The organism is Stenotrophomonas sp. YJH_SMC_105-26 (assembly GCF_059368915.1).
This window is the reverse complement of the sequence record NZ_JCAFSD010000006.1, coordinates 52,500-70,842: the sequence shown is the minus strand read 5'-3', so window position 1 is coordinate 70,842 and position 18,343 is coordinate 52,500. Positions and strand designations below refer to the sequence as shown.

The window sequence follows — 18,343 nt, the reverse complement described above, 5'->3', positions numbered from 1 at the left end:
CACTTCGAACACTAACGGTTCGTGAAGGGGCCCCATTTAATGAATTTCAATAGGGGCAACATTCATGGTCGAGTCAGAAACACCCGACTCATGAACAAATTCACGTCGTTTTCGGCCTGAAACACCGTCAGTGCGCTTCGTCCCAGTTGTTGCCGACGCCCGTGTCGACCACCAGTGGCACCCGCAGTTTGGCCGCTTGCGACATGTGCTCCACCACCTGCAAACGCAGGTCCTCGACGAAACTGCTTTCGGTTTCGAACACCAGTTCATCGTGCACCTGCAGGATCATCCGTGCCGGCGCCCCGCTGTCACGCAGCCACTGGTCCACATCCACCATCGCGCGCTTGATGATGTCGGCGGCAGTGCCCTGCATCGGCGCGTTGATCGCCGCGCGTTCAGCACCGGCACGCAGGCCCTGGTTGCGGGCGTGGATGTCGTTCAGGTACAGGCGACGGCCGAACAGGGTTTCCACGTAGCCCTGGTCACGGGCCTGCTGGCGCATCCGCTCCATGAAGTCGCGCACGCCCGGGTAGCGGCTGAAGTACAGCGCCACGTAGTCCTGCGCCTGGCCACGGTCGATGCCCAGGTTGCGGGCCAGGCCGAAGGCGCTCATGCCGTACATCAGGCCGAAGTTGATGGCCTTGGCGGCGCGGCGCTCGTTCGGGGTCACCTCCTCCAGCGTGCGCCCGAACACCTCGGCGGCGGTGGCACGGTGTACGTCGGCGCCCTGCTCGAAGGCACGCACCAGGCCCGGGTCCTCGGACAGGTGGGCCATGATCCGCAGTTCGATCTGCGAATAGTCGGCCGCCAGCAGCTGGAAGCCTTCCGGGGCGATGAACGCGCGGCGGATGCGGCGGCCGTCCTCGGTGCGGATCGGGATGTTCTGCAGGTTCGGGTCCGACGAGGACAGGCGGCCGGTGGCGGCACCGGACTGGTGGTAGCTGGTATGCACCCGGCCGGTGTCCGGGTTGACCATCTCCGGCAGCTTGTCGGTGTAGGTGCTGCGCAGCTTGGCCAACCCACGGTAGTCCAGGATCACCCGCGGCAGCTCATGCTGGTCGGCAATCGCCTCCAGCGCCTCTTCATTGGTGCTGGGCTGGCCCTTCGGGGTCTTCACCACCGCCGGCAGCTTCAGCTCGTCGAACAGCACCGCCTGCAGCTGCTTGGGCGAATCCAGGTTGAAGCTGCGCCCGGCCAGCTCGGTGGCCTTCTGCTGCGCGGCCAGCATGCGCGAGGACAGGTCCTGGCTCTGCCGGCGGAGTTCGTCGGTGTCGATCCGCACGCCATTGGCTTCAATGCTGGCCAGCACCGGCACCAGCGGCATCTCGATGTTGCGGTACACGCTGTCCAGCGCCGGCTCGGCCAGCAGCTGCGGCTGCAATGCGTGGTGCAGGCGCAGGGTGATGTCGGCGTCCTCGGCGGCGTAGCGGCTGGCTTCGTCGATGCCCACCTGCGAGAACGGGATCTGCTTGGCGCCCTTGCCGGCCACGTCCTCGAACTTGATGGTGCTGTAGCCCAGGTAACGCAGCGCCAGCGAATCCATGTCGTGGCGGGTGGCGGTGGAATTGAGCACGAAGCTCTCGAGCATGGTGTCGTCGTGGTAGCCCTGCACCGCCACGCCGTGGCGGCGCAGCACATGCAGGTCGTACTTGCCATGCTGGCCCAGCTTCTTCTTCGCCGGGTCCTGCAGCGCCGGGCGCAGTGCGTCCAGCACCTGCTGCATGGGCAGCTGGGCCGGCGCACCCGGGTAATCGTGGCCGACCGGAATGTACGCCGCCCTGCCCGGCTCGACGGCCAGGCTGATGCCCACCAGGCGCGCGCGCATCGCGTCCAGCGCATCGGTCTCGGTATCGAAGCTGATCAGTTCGGCCTGCTGCAGGCGTTCGACCCAGGCCTGCAGCTGCTCGGCGGTCAGCACGGTCTCGTACTCACCCGGCGCGGACAGTGCCGGATCCAGCGTGCCAGCGGCGGGCGCCTCGACGCTGCCACGGGCGAAGCCAGCGGCGGTGCCGCGCAGGCTCGGGGTCGCCTCGCTGGCGGCCACCGGTGCCGGCACCGGCGCGCCCAGCTCCTTCAGCGCCTGGGTGAAGCCATAGCGCGTATACAGCTCGGTCAGCTCCGGCACATCCTGCTCGCGCAGGGCCAGCGTGGTCGGGCTGGCGTCCAGCTGCACGTCGGTACGGATGGTCACCAGCTCGCGGTTCAGCGGCAGCCGCTCCAGTGCGGCACGCAGGTTCTCGCCGATCTTGCCCTTCATGGCCGGCGCGGCCGCCATCACGCCGTCCAGGTGCTGGTACTCGGCCAGCCACTTGGCGGCGGTCTTCGGCCCGCACTTCTCCACGCCCGGCACGTTGTCGACCGCGTCGCCCATCAGCGCCAGCAGGTCGATGATCTGGTCGGCGCGCACGCCGAACTTCTCCATCACCGCCGCATCCGAATCCATGCGGCTGCCGGTCATGGTGTTGACCAGTTCGATGCCCGGGCGCACCAGCTGGGCGAAGTCCTTGTCGCCGGTGGAAATGGTCACCTTCAGGTCCTGCGCGAGGCCCTGAAGGGCCAGCGTGCCGATCACATCGTCGGCTTCCACGCCGGGGACGCGCAGGATGCTGATGCCCAGCGCTTCGACGATGCGGCACATCGGCTCGACCTGGCTGCGCAGCTCATCGGGCATCGGCGGGCGGTTGGCCTTGTACTGCTCGTACAGATCGTCGCGGAAGGTCTTGCCCGGCGCGTCGACCACGAACGCCACGTAGGCCGGGCGCTCCTTCAGCGTCGAACGCAGCATGTTGACCACGCCGAACAGCGCGCCGGTGGGTTCACCCTGTGCATTGGACAGGGGCGGCAGCGCGTGGAACGCGCGGTACAGGTAACTGGACCCGTCGATCAGGACTAATCTGCTCATGTGCCGATTCTACGCGCCCGTGCCTGCACCGCGGCGACACGGCCCGTACACCGCGATGGGGCATAATCAGGGCTCTTTCCAGGCAAAGGCCCCGCCGATGAAGACCCTGATGCTGGCTTCCCTGCTCCTGCTCGCTGGCTGCGCCAGCATGGGTGGCGCGGGCGCTCCCCCGGTGGACGTCAAGGGCGCGGATGTATCCAAGCGCACCATGGACAACGGTGACACCATCGAGGAATACCGCGTGTCCGGCCAGCTGCGCATGGTCAAGGTGACCCCGTCGCGCGGTGCCCCGTTCTACATGTACGACAAGAACGGCGACGGCCGCATGGACAACGACAAGGACGGCGTGTCGCCGGTCTACTGGAAGCTGTACAGCTGGTGAGGTGACCGGGGTTGTGACCGGGGGCGGATCCCTTTCCACAGGAAAGGGCTCTGACCCCCTCGAAGCCACCGGCACGGCCCCGATCCCCCCACAAAAAAACAACGCCGGCGCGCATCCTGCGGCCGGCGTCGGGTCCCCTCCCCGGGAACGCTTGAATCAGCGGGTATGGATCAGCGGATGACCAGCACCGGCAGCGTGCTGCGTGCCAGCACTTCGGCGGTCTGGCTGCCCAGCAGTACACGGGTCACGCCACGGCGGCCGTGCGAGGTCATCACGATCAGGTCGCTGTTGCGCTCGCCGGCGGTCTCGATGATGCCGTCGGCCGCATAGCGGTCCAGCACGTGCACCGGGTTGGCGGTGATGTCCTGCTCGGCGGCCTTGGCCAGCGCCGGCTGCAGCACCTTCTGCGCGCCTTCCTCGCGGTCGGCCTTGTATTCGGGGCTGTTCATGTAGCCCACGCTCCAGCCCATGGCGTCGTACATGCCGACGGCCCACGGCTCGGAAACAGTGACGATATCGACCTCGGCGTTAAGGTCCTTGGCCAGCTCCAAGCCCTTGGCCAGGCCCTTGTCGGCCAGTTCGGACCCGTCAGTGGCAATCAGGATGCGCTTGTACATGGTGGGGCTCCGTGGCGGTCTGCCAGATGGGAACGACACCATTGCACACCGGATGTGGAGGCGGCGCCTTGAGCAGGATCAATCCGGCGCCGCGCAGCGGCGTGTGCGCACCGTCACGTGGTCCGGGGGACAGGCTCGGCCCGCCCTCTTCTGTAGAGCCGAGCCCGTGCTCGGCTGCTTCTGGCGGGAAGAGCAGCCGAACATGGGCTATGCCGGTCGTCCTGACCGGCACCCTTCGGGCCGTCGCAAGCGACGTTGGCAGCGGCTCCTGCCGCTACCTTCGGCTCTACAACAACGTCGCTCAGGCGATCTGCACGATGCGCGCGTTCTGGCACAGCGGGTAGCTGGCCACGAACTCGTCAATCGCATCGCGCATCGCCTCGAACGATTGGCCGTACATGTACAGCGCGGTCTCGGTCGGGCCCTGCCACCAGCTGCAGATCTCGCCCAGGCCGTCGATGTTCCCGGACAGCTGCTCGAACACGTGGTTGGAATCGCACTGTTCGTAGACCTCGTCCGGCAGGTTCAGGCCATCCAGGTAGATGCCCAGGCCTTCGGTCACGCCGAAGCTGCGATCGGCCTCGCCTGCGCCCTGTATCTGCGAACCCTTCGGTGCACCCAGCTGCTCCAGCAGGTCGATCAGCTTCGGCACGCCCGCGGCATCGACCAGTGCCACTTCGATATCGCCGTATTCGACCTCACCCAGGTCGGACATCGCGGTGCCGCCGCCGGTCAGCTCGCCCACCTGGGCCGCCTGCAGCAGCGCGTCGAGCGGATCCTCGAACAGTTCGTGGCGGTGCTCCGGCTGCAGCCGGGCGTTCAACTTCACGGTGACGTGCAGCGTGGGTTCGGTCATGGGGGCGTTCCTGGAAGAAGTGCCACCTATTGTAGAGCCGAGCCCATGCTCGGCTGCTTCTGGCCGGAAAAGCAGCCGAGCATGGGCTCGGCTCTACAACAGCCTGTCAACGCAGGAACGGCGTGACCTTGCGCTTCAGCAGTTCCACCAGCACCGGGTCCATGTACTCGTAGTCATCCGGAATATCCAGGCAGATCACCCGCTTGCCGTTCAACCAGGCCTTGTAGCGGCTGGACAGCCGGTTGCGGTGGGCGCGCTCCATCACGAACACGATATCGGCCCACTGCAGCAGCTCGGGGCTGAGCACTTCCTCGGCGTCGGCCAGCAGCCCGGCCGAGGCGGTCTCGATGCCCGGCCAATCGGCGAATACCTGCTCGGCCGTCGGGCTGCGCAGGCGGTTCTGGCTGCAGAGGAAGAGCACATTGCGGGTCATGAGCGCAGCCTAATGGGGGGCAGAGCCCTTTTCCAACGGAAAAGGCTCCGGCCCCAACCACGTGCATTCCGCGATGGGGTCAGAGCCCTCCCTGCGGGAGGGATCCGCCCCCTCGACGGCGATCAGATCACCGTCAGGTTGGCGTAGGCCATCACCAGCCACTTGCTGCCGGCATCAGCAAACTCGACCTGCACGCGGGCGTGCGCGCCGCTGCCTTCGTAGTCGGTCACCATGCCTTCGCCGAACTTGGGATGGGTAACCAGCGCGCCGAGCTTGACCGGCGGCGCCTCGATCGAGGCATGGCCCATCACCCGGCTGGCGCCCATGGAGGCCGGCCGCGAGACCTGCACCTTCGGGCGCACTTCGTGCAGCAGTTCGCGCGGAATCTCGCGCAGGAAGCGTGACGGCAGGCTGTAGTTGTCCTGGCCGTGGATGCGGCGCGATTCGGCATAGCTCAGCACCAGCTTCTGGCGCGCGCGGGTGATGCCGACATAGGCCAGGCGGCGCTCTTCTTCCAGCCGCCCGCTTTCCTCCAGCGAGCGTGCGCTGGGGAACAGGCCTTCTTCCAGGCCGGCCAGGAACACCAGCGGGAATTCCAGGCCCTTGGCCGAGTGCAGGGTCATCAGCTGCACGCCCTCTTCGCCTGCCTGCGCCTGGCCCTCACCGGCCTCCAGCGCGGCATAGGCCAGGAACGCGACCAGCTCGTCCATGTCCTCGCCCACTTCCTCGATGTCGTCGGCCCGGCGCACGAAGCGCGAGGCCACCGAGACCAGTTCGTCGAGGTTGTCGGTGCGCGACTCCGAGTCCAGCGCATTGCGGCTTTCCTTGCTCCAGTGCTCGCGCAGCTGCGAGCGGGCCAGCACGTGGTCCACGCGCTCGGCCAGGGTCATGTGCACGGTCTGCGCCTGCAGCTCGTTGACCAGCCCCAGGAAGCCGGCCAGCGCATTGCGCGCGCGTGCGGCCAGCGCGTTGCCCTGGGTGACCAGCATCGTTGCTTCCCACAGCGAGATACCCTGCGCGCGTGCCTCGCGGCGCACTTCATCCAGCGTGCGGTCGCCGATGCCCCGGGTGGGCGTGTTGACCGCGCGCTCGAACGCGGCGTCATCGTTGCGGTTGGACAGCAGGCGCAGGTAGGCCAGCGCGTCCTTGATTTCGGCACGCTCGAAGAAGCGCATGCCGCCATACACGCGGTATGGCACCTGCTCGCTCAGCAGCGCCTCTTCCAGCGCGCGCGACTGCGCGTTGCTGCGGTAGAGCACGGCCACTTCGGTGTAGCTGCCACCGTCGCGCACCCACTGGCGGGCGCGCTCGACGATGTAGCGCGCCTCGTCCATCTCGTTGTACGCGGCGTACAGGTCGATCGGCTCGCCGTCACCGCTGTCGGTCCACAGCTGCTTGCCGATGCGATCCGGGTTGTGCGCGATCACCGCGTTGGCAGCGCCGAGGATGTTGGCGGTGGAGCGGTAGTTCTGCTCCAGGCGGATGGTCTGCGCGCCCGGGAAATCGCGCAGGAAGCCCTGCACGTTCTCGACCTTGGCGCCGCGCCAGCCGTAGATGGCCTGGTCATCGTCGCCGACCACGAACACGTGGCCGGAATCACCGGCCAGCACGCGCACGAAGGCGTACTGGATGGCGTTGGTGTCCTGGAACTCGTCCACCAGGATCTCGCGGAAGCGGGCGCGGTAGTGCGACAGCAGCGCCGGGTTGTCGCGCAGCAGTTCGTGCGCGCGCAGCAGCAGCTCGGCGAAGTCGACCAGGCCGGCGCGGTCGCAGCGCGCCTGGTACTCGATGTAGGCCTGGCGCATGGTTTCCAGCCACGCGTCGTGCGGTTCGGGCTGGATGTGCTGCGGGCGGCGGCCCTCGTCCTTCTGCGCGTTGATCCACCACGCGATCTGCTTGGGCGGGTACTTGCCGTCGTCCAGCTCCAGCGCCTGCACCACGCGCTTGACCAGCCGCAGCTGGTCGTCCGAATCCATCACCTGGAAACCTTCGGGCAGCTTCGCGTCCTGCCAGTGCAGGCGCAGCAGGCGGTTGGCCAGGCCGTGGAAGGTACCGATCCACATGCCACGGCTGCCATGGGGCAGCTGGGCGTCGATGCGGTGGCGCATTTCGCCGGCCGCCTTGTTGGTGAAAGTCACCGCGAAAATGCCGTGGGTCGGCACGCCGTCGACTTCATGCAGCCAGGCGATGCGGTGGGTGAGTACGCGGGTCTTGCCGGAACCGGCACCGGCCAGCACCAGGTGGTGGCCGGGGGGAGCGGAGACGGCTTCGCGCTGGGCCGGGTTCAGGCCATCAAGCAGGTGGGAGACATCCATGCCCCCATTTTACGGCATCGCCGTCGCGGCTCCTGCGACCACCTGGGTGGCCAGTGCCTGCGCCTGCTGACGCAGTTCAGGCACCGCCAGGCTTTCCCACAGGCTGCCGATGCGCAGGCTGCCGAGTACGCCCAGCCGCGCCTGCGGCTGGCCACCGGCGGCACGCAGGCGGTCGCCCGGCACTGTGCTGTCCAGGCCCAGCCCGTGCGGGCCGGGGCGGGCCAGGCCATCGCTCTGCAGCTGTTGCAGCAAGGGATTGCGCAGCGCGCTGGCGCGGGTTTCCACGCCGGTGGCGTTGATCACGCCGCCGATCGTCCAGTGCTGATCCTTGCCGGAGGCGTCGCGACCCGACAGCCGCAGGGCATCGCCTTCGCGGCCGATGCGTTGCAGGCGGGACCGGTGAATACGCAGTTGGCCGCTTTCGATCAGCGCCTGCAGCTGTGCGTCGACCTCTTCGGCGATGCGGTGGCGATGCACGTCCCAGTAGCGCACCACATGGCGCAGGAAGCGGCGCTGGTCGGCCGCGTCGAGGCTGCACCACAGTGCCTGCCCGTGCGGACGGATGCGGTCCATCACCCCCTGCCACGGCAGACCATCGGCCTGCGCCTGGCGCGCGAACCCGCGCAACGCGCGCAGGCGCTGGCGCAGGCTCATCGGCAGCAGCGCAGCCGGGTCGAACGCGGGCAGGCCGCCATGCGCATGCGGCAGCGGCAGCAGGCCATGGCGCGAGATCACGTGCAGCGGGCCGGTGTGGCCGGCAGCAACCAGCGCCAGCACGGTGTCGGCCATGCTCAGGCCGGAGCCGACGATGGCCACGGCCTGCTCACCGGCCAGGGTGCGTACGCCGTCGTAGTCCCAGGCCTCGATCACGTCATCGGCAGGCAGCGCATCGGCACCGGCCACCGGCAGCGGCCGCATGCTGTTGCCGGTGGCCAGCACCGCCTGTGCGGCGTGCAGCGTCTGGCCATCGCCCAGCAGCAGCCGGTAACCATGGTCATCCGGCTGCAGGCCCAGCACCGGCTGCGCGATCACCTGCAGCTGCGCCGGGCTGGCTGCGGCAGCCTCCTGCAGGCGCTGCTGCAGGTAGGCCGCAAAGTGGTGGCGGCACACGTAGCGCTCGCCCAGCACCTCGCGCGCCTCGCCCGGGTAGGCATTGGCGGCCATCAGGTAGTCGAGGAAGTCGCCGGGCTGGTCGGCAAACGCACTCATCTTCGCCGCCGGCACGTTCAGCAGGTGCTCCGGCCACGGCGTGGCATAGGCGATGCCCTGCGCCAGCTGCGAAGCCGGTTCGAAGATGGCCAGCGCCAGCGGCGCCTGGGCCTGGCGCAACACCTGGATCGCCACCAGCACCCCGGCCGCACCACCACCGATGATTGCCAGGTCCAGTTCGCCATTACGCGGTGAATCAGTCATGCGCCGATTGTAGGCCATCGGCGATGACGGGCCGGATTGCCGAAGCGGGCGGTTGCCGCCGTTTCACATCAACGCATCGGCCAGCCGTGCGATGCCTTCGCGGCTGCGCCGCCACGTGGGACGGCTGCGCCACTGCTGCAGGTCCAGCTGCCGCGACTCGCGCAGGTAGCCATCCTCGATCGCGCACAGCTGCTGCACCAGCGCACGGTCGTAGCAGACCAGGCCGATTTCGGCATTCAGCGCGAACGAGCGGATATCCATGTTGATCGAGCCGAGCACGGCGATGTTCTCGTCCACGCTCATGTGCTTGGCGTGCAGGAACTGCGGCTCGTACAGCGCGATGCGCACGCCACAGCGCAGCAGCTCGTCGTAGTAGGCCTCCTGCGCCCACGACGTCAGCCGCTGGTTGTTGCTGGCCGAGAGGATCAGCTGCACCTGCACGCCGGACAAGGCCGCAATGCGCAAGGCGCTGAGCGTGGCTTCGTCGGGCACGAAATACGGGGTGACCATCACCAGCCGGCGCCGCGCCAGGTGGATCAGCGCCGCCACCGCATCGCGTGCGTTGCTGTACGGATAAGCCGGGCCGCTGGGCAGCAGCTGGGTGGCGATGTCGTCGCTGCACTCGGGCACATCGGCGATCACGTCCAGGCGCTGGCCGGTTTCCATGTACCAGTCGCTGGCGAACACCGCTTCCAGATGCGCCACCGCCGGGCCGCGCACGCGCGCCACCAGCTCGCGGTTCGGGTGGCCAGGCACGAACTGCGGGCCGGCCAGGTTCTGCGAACCGACATAGGCCACTTCGTTGTCGATCACCGCGATCTTGCGATGGTTGCGCAGGTCCATGCGCCCGCTGCGGCGCCAGCGCAGGCCACCGGGCAGCATCGCGCGCACTTCGATGTCGCGCGCCTGCAGGCGCTTGCGATAGGCACGCAGGCCGCGCTTGGCGCCCACCGCGTCGAGCAGCACGCGGCACTGCACGCCACGTGCAGCCGCACGCTGCAGGGCCTCGACGATCGCCTCGCCCACCGCGTCGTCGAACATCAGGTAGTACAGCAGGTGCACGCGGTCTTCGGCCTGGTCGATGTCGGCGATCAGCGTGTGCAGTGATTCGTCGTAGTCGGTCAGCAGATCGACGGCGTTGCCGTGCACCGGCATGAAGTCGCCCTGGCGCTGCACCAGCGGCACGATCTCGGCGCTGGCGGTGTCCGGCTGCGGTGTCCAGCGCAGGCGATGCTGCAGCGCCTGTTCCTCGCGGATGACCTGCGAGGCCTCGGCCTGGCGGCGGATGCGCTCGCGCGACAGCCATGGGTGGCCGAACAGCAGGTACAGCGGCAGGCCCAGCAGCGGCACGAAGCCGACCAGCAGCAGCCAGCTACGCGCCGCCCCCGGCGTGGTGCGGGTGGGGATCCAGCACAGTGCAACCAGCCGGATCAGCCAGTCGATCAGCAGCAGGTACGAACCCAGCAACCACTCGAACAGCATCGTGTCGCCCGTCGGGAGGTGATGGGCCATTCTGCCCACCGGCCCTTGTGGAGTCGAGCCGCGCTCGACGGCCTTCCGGTCCGACCGCACAGCAGCCGAGCGTGGGCTCGGCTCTACAGGATGGATCAATGCCGCACCGGCACCTCGCACAGCTGCCGCACCGTGTCGGCATGGCGGCGGCCGTTGAGCGCCATGCAGGCGATCGCCTGTGCGGCCCGCTCCAGCTGCGCCTCCGGCAGCGGCGACGGCGCGCCGTTGGCCAGTGCCAGATGGTGGTCGCACAGCAGCAGCGCCATGCCCTCGATGCCTTGCAGCATGCGCTGCAGGCGCAGCCAGCCCAGTTCCAGGTCCTGCCGGTGTGATGGGGTGTTCATGCAACCTCCTTCAACGGATCTGGCCACCGTGAAGGTGGCGGACGATGCGTGGTTGCAATACCGGGGAACAAGCAACGGAAACCAAACCGGCGGGCACGCGGCCCCCACGCACCGCCCGCCATAAGGCAGAGCGGGTCGCCAGCCGCTGCACACGCAGAGACAGCGGCTGGCGAATTTACCGTTACTCGATTCCTCGGGATTGCAAGCCCGACCGCTGCAACCGCAGCGGCTCACCATCATGGGCACGGCCACGCCCGTCGTTCCAATCGATTTGAACCGTGCGAGGCGCCGGAACCGGTAGGAACAATCACTTATCGCATTCGGCCCTTCGCTCCAGGCATGGCGCCATTGGCGACAGCGTGCGCAGGAACTGCCCAGTGCCGACCAACGGTCGGCACCCACCACCACCACAGCAGCATCGGAACGGTCGGTATCCACCAGGTAAACGCAGGGCATGAAAAAACCCGCCACAAGGGCGGGTTTCTTCGCGGGGACCAGCAATCCTTGCGGATTACTTGATCTTGCCTTCCTTGTACAGGACGTGCTTGCGCACGACCGGATCGTACTTCAGGAATTCCATCTTCCCCGGGGTGTTCTTCTTGTTCTTGTCGGTCGTGTAGAAGTGGCCGGTACCGGCCGAGGAAATCATACGGACCTTATCGCGCTTGCCTGCCATGATGCTTTACTCCTCAGACCTTTTCGCCGCGCGCACGCAGCTCAGCCAGAACGGAATCGATGCCGTTCTTGTCGATGGTGCGCAGTGCATGCGCGGAAACACGAAGCTTGACCCAGCGGTTCTCGCTGGCCACCCAGAAACGGCGCTCGTGCAGATTCGGCAGGAAACGACGACGGGTCTTGTTGTTGGCGTGCGAGACGTTGTTACCCGTCTGCACTCGCTTGCCGGAAACCTGGCATACGCGGGACATTGCGCACCTCGATAGTAGTAGTTGTCAGCCCGTAGCCCGGGCGACGGCGGCCTCGATGGTTGCCCACCACACGTCAAGAGAATCAAAGGGTTACGCTGGCGTTGGGCGGCCGGGGACGTGCTCCCGGGAGCGCCGCCCGGTAGAAAACCGGACACAGCGAGCCGCGCATTATGCACGGGTTCAAGCACTTGCGCAAGTTACCCACAGGCGGGGACTGGACCGGCGGGGCGGGGGGACTTCGCCAACCGGCATACTGGCCCGGACACTGCGGAGCTTTCCATGCGGCTGCTGGCCCTGACCTACGGAACCGAAGGCGATACGCGTCCGCTCGCCATGCTCTGCCATGGGCTGATCAGCGCAGGCCACGCGGTGACACTGCTGGCCGATGGCGGCACCCTGGGCAGCGCGCAGGCCCTGGATGTGCCCCACGCGGCCCTTGAGGGTGACATCCATGACGAAGTGGTCGCCCTTGTCTCGCGGGGCAACGGTGTTGCCGCCGCCAGTACCGGTCTGGCACGGATGGCGCTGCAGCATGTCAGCGGCTGGATGCGCCAGGCCGATGCCGCCGCCGAAGGCTGCGATGCGATTCTGACCGGCGGACTGGCGGCCCTTGTCGGCATGAGCGTGGGCGAACGTCGGGGTCTGCCGGTCATCGGCACCGGCATGATTCCGCTGACCCCGACGCGGGCCTTCCGCTCTCCGTTCCTGCCGCCCGGACGCTCGCCGGGCTGGTTGAACCGGGCCAGTTACGGGTGGGTCAACGGCCTGATCTGGCGCCAGTTCCGCCGGCCGATCAACGCGGCACGCCAGCAACTGGGGCAATCGCCGCGCCGCGCGTTGTGGTCCGGCCTGCCGATGCTCTATGGCATCTCGCCGCAGCTGCTGCCGCCACCGGCGGACTGGCCGGCCGACCACATCGTCTGTGGCCAGTGGCGGCTTCCTGATGCGCCCTGGACGCCCCCGGTCGATCTGCAGGCCTTCCTCGATGCCGGGCCCCCGCCGGTGTACCTGGGCTTTGGCAGCATGACCGGGTTTGATCGCGAGCGCGTGCTGCCGGCCCTGCTGCAGGCGCTGGCACCGCGCCGGGTGCTGCTGTTTCCAGGGTGGGCCGGATTGCCGACGGGTGCGCTGCCAGCAGAGGTGTTCGTGCTCGGCCCGACGCCACACGAAGCACTGTTCCCGCATTGCGCACTCGCCATCCACCATGGTGGCAGCGGCACCACGCATTCGGCCTGCCGCGCCGGCATTCCCTCGCTGGTGATGCCGTTCGCCGCGGATCAGTTCTTCTGGGCCGATCGCCTGTATCGGTTGGGCGTGGCACCGCCACCGTTGTCACCGAAGCGACTGGATGCAGCAACGCTGGCGGCAGCCATCACCTTCGTTGAAACCGACGCAACACGCGCACGCGCGGCGGCCCTGGGCGTGGCGATGGGCCATGAGGACGGGGTGGCCTGTGGCGTGGCGATGATCGAGCGCTGGTTACGGCCGGTGTAACAGCGGCCAGGCCTCAGCGCAGGTGCGGGATCACCTGCGCCAGCAGATGGGCATCCTTGAGCGCGCCGTGCAGGCCGCGCTGGCTGGGAATGCGCAGGCGCTGCAGCACATCGTCCAGCTTGTTGCCCTGGCCGGGCCAGCGCCCGCGCGCCAGCTTCAGGCTACAGGTGATGCGGCAATGCTGGGCCAGCGTGCCAGGAATACCGGACAGACGCAGCTCGTTGTCCAGGAAGCCCACATCGAAGGTGGCGTTGTGCGCGACCATCTCGCTGCCGCGCAGGAAGTCCAGCAGTTCAGCAGCCTTGCTGGAAAACAGTGGCTTGCCCACCAGCATCGCATCACTGATGCCGTGCACGCGCTGTGCACCCCAGTCGACCCTGCGCTGCGGCTGCAGGTAGGTGTGGAACTGGCGGCCGGTGAGCTGGCCATCGATCAGTTCGACGGCACCGATTTCGATCACCCGGTGCCCCAGGCGGTGGGAGATGCCGGTGGTTTCGGTATCCAGTGCGACGATGCGACTCATGCGTGGCGATGTTTCCTGTTACGTGCTGTGGTGATTTTCGCATGCCGGTAGAGCCGGGCCCACGCTCGGCTGGCGCGCGTAGCTCGGGCTTGGTGATGCCAGAAGCAGCCGAGCGTGGGCTCGGCTCTACAGATGCGCGCGCGCGATCAACCCAACGCCTCCACCACCCAATCGATGAACACCCGCAGCCGCTGGCTCATGTGCCGGTTCGGCGGGAACATCACATGCATCGGCATCGGCGGCAGCTGCCAGTCCGGCAACACCGGCAACAGCTCGCCGCGCGCCACGTGCGGCTCGGCCATGTAGCTGGGCAGCGCCACCACGCCCAACCCCGCCAACGCGGCGGCCAGATAGGCGTTTCCATCATCGAAGCCGACCGTATAGCGGCCCTGCACCTCAACGCGTTCATCGCCGCGCTGTGCAACGAACACGCGTGCGCGGCCACTGCGCGGGCTGAGGAAGCCGACCATGTGGTGGTCGGGTCCTTCCAGCGCGCGCGGATCGGTCGGCAACCCGAAACGCTGCACATAGCCGGGGCTGGCGTGGAAGCCGATCGGCAGCGCCGCCAGCGGCCGCGCCACCAGTGCCGGGTCGGCCGGGGTGCCACCCCGGATCACGCAGTCGACGTTGTCGGCGATGACATCGACCTCGCGGTCACTCACGCCGATGTCCAGCTGGATCTCCGGGTAGCGCGCCTGGAAATCCGGCAACGCCGGCACCAGCCGCAGCCGCGCGTAGGGCCCGGGCACATCCACGCGCAGCCGCCCGCGCGGCTGGCTGGCCGCGTCGCCCAGCCCGCCCTCCACTTCTTCCAGCTCGGCCAGCAGGCGGGCGATGCGCGGGTAGTAGGCCGCGCCGTCGGCGGTGACGCTGACCCGGCGCGTGGTGCGGTTGAGCAGGCGCAGCCGCAGGTGTGCCTCCAGCTGCTGCACCAGCTGGGTGGCCGTGGTGCGGCTGATCTGCAGGGTCTGCGCGGCGCGGGTGAAGCTGCCGGTTTCCACCACCCGGGCAAAGGCCCGCATCGCCTCGAAACGGTCCATGGCGGGCCATGATTGTTTGGAATTGACAATCAATCTAGGCCGATCATCGCGGTTTATCCAGACAGCGCTGACGGGGAGGATGGCGTTCTCTCCCACGGGATCTTCCCCATGTCACAGCGTGATGTCGTTTTCCCCGCCGGCCGCCAGGCCCTGTACGAGCGCAACCGCTACTCGCCTGCGATCCGTTCCAACGGCTTCCTGTTCGTATCCGGCCAGGTCGGCAGCCGTGAGGACGGCTCGCCCGAGCCAGACTTCGAAACGCAGGTGCGCCGCGCCTTCGAGAATCTCAATGCGGTGTTGGCTGCTGCCGGCTGCACGTTCGATGACGTGATCGACGTGACCGTGTTCCTGGTCGATCCAGAGAAGAACTTTGAGAAGGCCTGGGCAATCGTGCCGGAGTATTGGGGCGAGGCGCCGCACCCGACCCTGACCGGTATCGGCGTGACCTGGCTGTATGGGTTCCAGTTCGAGATCAAGGTGATCGCGAAGCTGCCGTGATACGGGTAGTGCCGGCCGCTGGCCGGCAACGCGGTGGGGTCGAAAAGCGTGTCGACCAAGGTCGACACCTACCAGAGCACATGTGCGCGGCGCACCCGAACGGTGTGGTGGGGTCAGAGCCCTTTCCGGAGGAAAGGGATCCGACCCCGCGCCCGGCCCAGCTGAACGGGAGATTCCGACGAATTCCCGAAGCGTCCATTGATATTGTATCCGGCGAAAACCGCTTGCTAGCCTGCCGTCCATGCGCTGGATCACCCACCACCTCCGTTCGACCCTGCTGATGCTGCTGATGGCGGCATTCGTGGTCGTGCCGGTGGCCGACGCGCTGGCCTGCACGGTGGAACCGCATGCCAGCACGGTGCATGTGGAGTCCGCACCGGATGCCGATGGCGATGCCGACGGCAAGCACGTCGGTGCCTGTGGCCACAACCACTGCCACCACTCCAATCTGAGCCTGCCGGCCAGTACCTTCGCCGCCTTCGGTGCGCCGCTTCCGGCGCGCTGGATGAATGCCGGCGACGCGGCGACCTATGCGGTCGCCCAGGATGAACTGACGCGTCCTCCCCGGGCGTGAGTTGAGCGCGTCCCGCATTCGCGGGCTTCGGTTCCCCTCACCTCCGGAAATTCTTCATGTCGACCCTGACACGTCGGCCGCTGCGTGCGGCCGGGCGGGTCGTCGCCGTGTTGCTGGGCCTGGCCCCGGCGGCATCGGTGATGGCGCAAGCCGCCCCTTCCTACGACACCCTGCTTGAACGCCTGGACCAGCTGCCCGGCACCCGCGTCGGTGCGGCGCTGGCCGAGGCCGCCGACGCGCGCGCCGACCAGGCCCGTGCGTTGCCCAACCCTTCCCTCTCTTACTCCGCCGAAAACGCCTGGGGCACCGGCTCCTATGGCGGCATGGGCAAGGCCGATACCGTGCTCACCCTGTCCCAGCCGCTGGAGGTCTGGGGCCAGCGTGGCGCGCGTGTCCGTGCCGCCCGTGCCGAGGCACAGGCCGCCAACCTGCGTGGTGCCCAAAGCCGCAGCGACGTGGCCAGCCAGCTGGCGGTGGTCTATGCACAGGCGGAAAGTGCACTGCGCCGCTACACCCTGGCCGAAGAAGCACTGAGCCTCACCCGCGCTGACGCCAACGCGGTCAACGCGATGGTCAAGCAGGGCCGCGAGCCGCAGCTGCGCGCCGTGCAGGCGCAGAGCGAAGTCGCCAACGCCAGCGCCGCGCTGGATGAGGCGCAGGCCTTCCGCGATGCCGCGCTGGCCCGCCTGGCCGGTGCCGCGCTGCTGGATGCGCCGGTGCAGTCGATCGGCGACAGCCTGCTCGACCGCGCGCCGCCGTTGCCACGCGGTGCCACCGATACCGCACTGGCGGTGCGCATCGCTGAAGCCGAAGCCGATGCGGCGGGCAAGCTGGTCGAGGTGGAGCGCAAGCGCGCCCTGCCCGACCTGAGCGTCACTGCCGCGCAGACCCGCTTCCGCGAGGGGGGCGAGCGCGCCTACAACCTCGGGGTCAGCCTCAGCATCCCGCTGTTCGACCGCAACCGCGGGGGCATACGCGCCGCCAATGCCGACCAGCGCGCGGCCGAGGCACGCCTGGACCAGCAGCGCCGCGACAGCGAGGCGGCACGCCTCTCCGCGGTGGCCGGTTTGAAGGCCGCCGGCAGCCGTACCCGCGCCGCCGATGAAAGCGTGGTCGCCGCCGAAGAGGCGTATCGCCTGGCCCGCATCGGCTTCGACGCCGGGCGCATCTCGCAGCTGGAACTGCGCAGCACGCGCAGCGCCCTCATCGCCGCCCGCGGCACCGCCGTGGATGCGCGCCTGTCGCGCGTCGCCGCGGAAATCGATCTTGCCCGCCTTGAAGGGCGCGCACCTTTTGTGGAGGTCCCATGACGCTCTCCCGTACTTTCCCGCTGATCGGCGGCGTGCTGCTGGCCGCGCTGCTGGCCGGCTGCGCTGGCAACGCGCAGACACCTGCCAATGAAGACCCGGCTGCGGCCAAGGCCGGCACCGACGATGGCCACGGCCATGCCGCCGACAGCAAGGAGGCCAAGGCCGAATCCGCAAAGGCGCCCGCCGATGGCGATGAGGGTGTCGTGCAGCTGACTCCTGAGCAGATCAAGGCGTCCGGTATCGAAGTGGTCGCGGTCGGTCGTGGTGGCGGTAGCTCCACGCGCCTGTCCGGCCGGGTCGAACCGTCGGTCGGTGCACGCGCCTCGGTGGCGTCGACCGTGACCGGCCGCGTCGAACGCGTGCTGGTCGCACCGGGCACCGCGGTGAAGCAGAACCAGGCACTGGCGATCGTGGTCAGCGGCGAAGCGGCGGTGTTCCGCGCCAATGCGCTGGCCGCCTCGGCCGAAGCCGAGGCCGCGCGCCTGGCCTATGGTCGCGACAAGGCGCTGGTCGACCAGGGCGTGGTTGCCCGCCAGGAGATGGAAGCCTCGCGCGCACGGTCGCTGGCGGCACAGGCCCAGGCCGCTGCCGCGCAGGCCCAGGCCGCTGCCAACGGTGCGCCCGATGCCAGTGGCCGCGTGCGCATCACCAGCCCGGTGGCCGGCATCGTCGGCAACGTGCAGGTCACTCCGGGCGGTGTAGTCGCCGCCGGCAGTGCAGTCGCCGATGTCGCCGACCCGACAATGAACGAGCTGGTGTTCACCGCACCGCCGGCGCTGGCCGCACAGGTCACGCCCGGCATGACGCTGGAAGTGAGCGTGCCGGGTGGCAGCTTCACCGCCACCGTCACCGGTTCGGCCGCCGATGTGCGCCAGCAGGGCGGCGTCGCGGTGATCCGCGCCACCCCGGTGGATGCGTCGCTGCCGCCGGCCGGTTCGCCGGTCTCGGCCGTGGTGGTCACCGAAGGCCAGGACGGTTCGCTCAGCGTCCCGGCCGATGCAGTGCAGAACGTTGATGGCAGCAGCGCGGTGTTTGTCGCCGTCGAAGGTGGCTTCAAGGCGCAGCCGGTCCTGGCCGGGCGCCGTGCCGGTGACCGCATCGAGATCCTCGCTGGGCTGACCGGCAGCGAGCGCATCGTCGGTGCCAATGCCTTCCTGCTCAAGGCCGAGCTGGCCAAGGGCGAAGCCGAGCACGGCCACTGAGG

The 18,343-nt window shown here is 68.2% G+C and carries 18 protein-coding genes; 6 read left to right on the top strand and 12 right to left on the bottom strand.

The annotated features are described in order from the left end of the window. Positions 1-127: 127 nt before the first annotated feature. Positions 128-2,902, bottom strand: coding sequence for a DNA polymerase I (gene polA / locus AC5P7F_RS14650; protein ID WP_164076986.1), 2,775 nt, complete (start codon positions 2,900-2,902; stop codon positions 128-130). Positions 2,903-2,999: 97 nt separating this feature from the next. On the opposite strand from polA, the gene AC5P7F_RS14645 reads away from it, so the two are divergent. Further along, on the top strand, positions 3,000-3,284 hold the full coding sequence (locus AC5P7F_RS14645; protein ID WP_014038952.1) for a DUF2782 domain-containing protein: 285 nt from the start codon (positions 3,000-3,002) through the stop codon (positions 3,282-3,284). A gap of 170 nt (positions 3,285-3,454) precedes the next feature. Here AC5P7F_RS14645 and AC5P7F_RS14640 read toward each other — a convergent pair whose 3' ends face one another. The 9 genes from AC5P7F_RS14640 to rpmB form a co-directional block, all read right to left on the bottom strand. Then, positions 3,455-3,901 carry a universal stress protein gene (locus tag AC5P7F_RS14640; RefSeq protein WP_481462495.1) on the bottom strand — a complete coding sequence of 149 codons (447 nt, stop codon included), beginning with the start codon at positions 3,899-3,901 and terminating at the stop codon, positions 3,455-3,457. A 301-nt stretch (positions 3,902-4,202) separates the two neighbouring features. After that, positions 4,203-4,757, bottom strand: a complete 555-nt coding sequence (locus AC5P7F_RS14635) for a hypothetical protein (protein WP_049442082.1) — start codon at positions 4,755-4,757, stop codon at positions 4,203-4,205. A gap of 106 nt (positions 4,758-4,863) precedes the next feature. Continuing rightward, positions 4,864-5,190, bottom strand: a complete 327-nt coding sequence (locus tag AC5P7F_RS14630) for a low molecular weight protein tyrosine phosphatase family protein (protein ID WP_032960648.1) — start codon at positions 5,188-5,190, stop codon at positions 4,864-4,866. Between the two features lie 122 nt (positions 5,191-5,312). After that, the gene (uvrD, locus tag AC5P7F_RS14625; protein WP_014648867.1) at positions 5,313-7,505 is read right to left on the bottom strand and encodes a DNA helicase II; all 2,193 of its coding nucleotides are present in this window, start codon (positions 7,503-7,505) and stop codon (positions 5,313-5,315) included. 9 nt (positions 7,506-7,514) lie between these two features. Then, on the bottom strand, positions 7,515-8,936 hold the full coding sequence (locus AC5P7F_RS14620) for an FAD/NAD(P)-binding protein (RefSeq protein WP_164076985.1): 1,422 nt from the start codon (positions 8,934-8,936) through the stop codon (positions 7,515-7,517). 45 nt (positions 8,937-8,981) lie between these two features. Further along, positions 8,982-10,400, bottom strand: coding sequence for a cardiolipin synthase (gene cls, locus AC5P7F_RS14615; protein WP_495204173.1), 1,419 nt, complete (start codon positions 10,398-10,400; stop codon positions 8,982-8,984). A 125-nt stretch (positions 10,401-10,525) separates the two neighbouring features. Continuing rightward, a complete protein-coding gene (locus AC5P7F_RS14610; RefSeq protein WP_049442085.1) occupies positions 10,526-10,774 on the bottom strand; it encodes a hypothetical protein in 249 nt (82 codons plus the stop codon). A 511-nt stretch (positions 10,775-11,285) separates the two neighbouring features. Continuing rightward, complete coding sequence (gene rpmG / locus AC5P7F_RS14605; protein ID WP_169411268.1) at positions 11,286-11,453, bottom strand: 50S ribosomal protein L33; 168 nt, start codon at positions 11,451-11,453, stop codon at positions 11,286-11,288. A gap of 10 nt (positions 11,454-11,463) precedes the next feature. Continuing rightward, positions 11,464-11,700: a 50S ribosomal protein L28 gene (rpmB, locus tag AC5P7F_RS14600; RefSeq protein WP_005411638.1), complete on the bottom strand. Its 237-nt coding sequence runs from the start codon at positions 11,698-11,700 to the stop codon at positions 11,464-11,466. A gap of 279 nt (positions 11,701-11,979) precedes the next feature. Between rpmB and AC5P7F_RS14595 the strand changes: the two genes are divergently transcribed. Beyond that, a complete protein-coding gene (locus AC5P7F_RS14595) occupies positions 11,980-13,194 on the top strand; it encodes a nucleotide disphospho-sugar-binding domain-containing protein (RefSeq protein WP_164076984.1) in 1,215 nt (404 codons plus the stop codon). A gap of 13 nt (positions 13,195-13,207) precedes the next feature. Here AC5P7F_RS14595 and dnaQ read toward each other — a convergent pair whose 3' ends face one another. Both dnaQ and AC5P7F_RS14585 read right to left on the bottom strand, forming a co-directional pair. Further along, positions 13,208-13,717, bottom strand: coding sequence for a DNA polymerase III subunit epsilon (dnaQ, locus tag AC5P7F_RS14590; protein WP_014648871.1), 510 nt, complete (start codon positions 13,715-13,717; stop codon positions 13,208-13,210). A 146-nt stretch (positions 13,718-13,863) separates the two neighbouring features. Further along, positions 13,864-14,757 carry a LysR family transcriptional regulator gene (locus AC5P7F_RS14585; protein ID WP_100450805.1) on the bottom strand — a complete coding sequence of 298 codons (894 nt, stop codon included), beginning with the start codon at positions 14,755-14,757 and terminating at the stop codon, positions 13,864-13,866. Between the two features lie 108 nt (positions 14,758-14,865). Between AC5P7F_RS14585 and AC5P7F_RS14580 the strand changes: the two genes are divergently transcribed. The 4 genes from AC5P7F_RS14580 to AC5P7F_RS14565 all read left to right on the top strand — a co-directional run bounded on the left by AC5P7F_RS14580 (position 14,866) and on the right by AC5P7F_RS14565 (position 18,341). Then, on the top strand, positions 14,866-15,255 hold the full coding sequence (locus AC5P7F_RS14580) for a RidA family protein (protein ID WP_014648873.1): 390 nt from the start codon (positions 14,866-14,868) through the stop codon (positions 15,253-15,255). 241 nt (positions 15,256-15,496) lie between these two features. Next, complete coding sequence (locus AC5P7F_RS14575) at positions 15,497-15,829, top strand: hypothetical protein (protein ID WP_164076983.1); 333 nt, start codon at positions 15,497-15,499, stop codon at positions 15,827-15,829. Between the two features lie 56 nt (positions 15,830-15,885). Next, on the top strand, positions 15,886-17,139 hold the full coding sequence (locus AC5P7F_RS14570) for a TolC family protein (protein WP_049442090.1): 1,254 nt from the start codon (positions 15,886-15,888) through the stop codon (positions 17,137-17,139). Continuing rightward, positions 17,136-18,341 carry an efflux RND transporter periplasmic adaptor subunit gene (locus AC5P7F_RS14565; protein WP_032960667.1) on the top strand — a complete coding sequence of 402 codons (1,206 nt, stop codon included), beginning with the start codon at positions 17,136-17,138 and terminating at the stop codon, positions 18,339-18,341. Before AC5P7F_RS14570 ends, AC5P7F_RS14565 begins: the two co-directional genes overlap by 4 nt. The last annotated feature ends 2 nt before the right edge of the window (positions 18,342-18,343 follow it).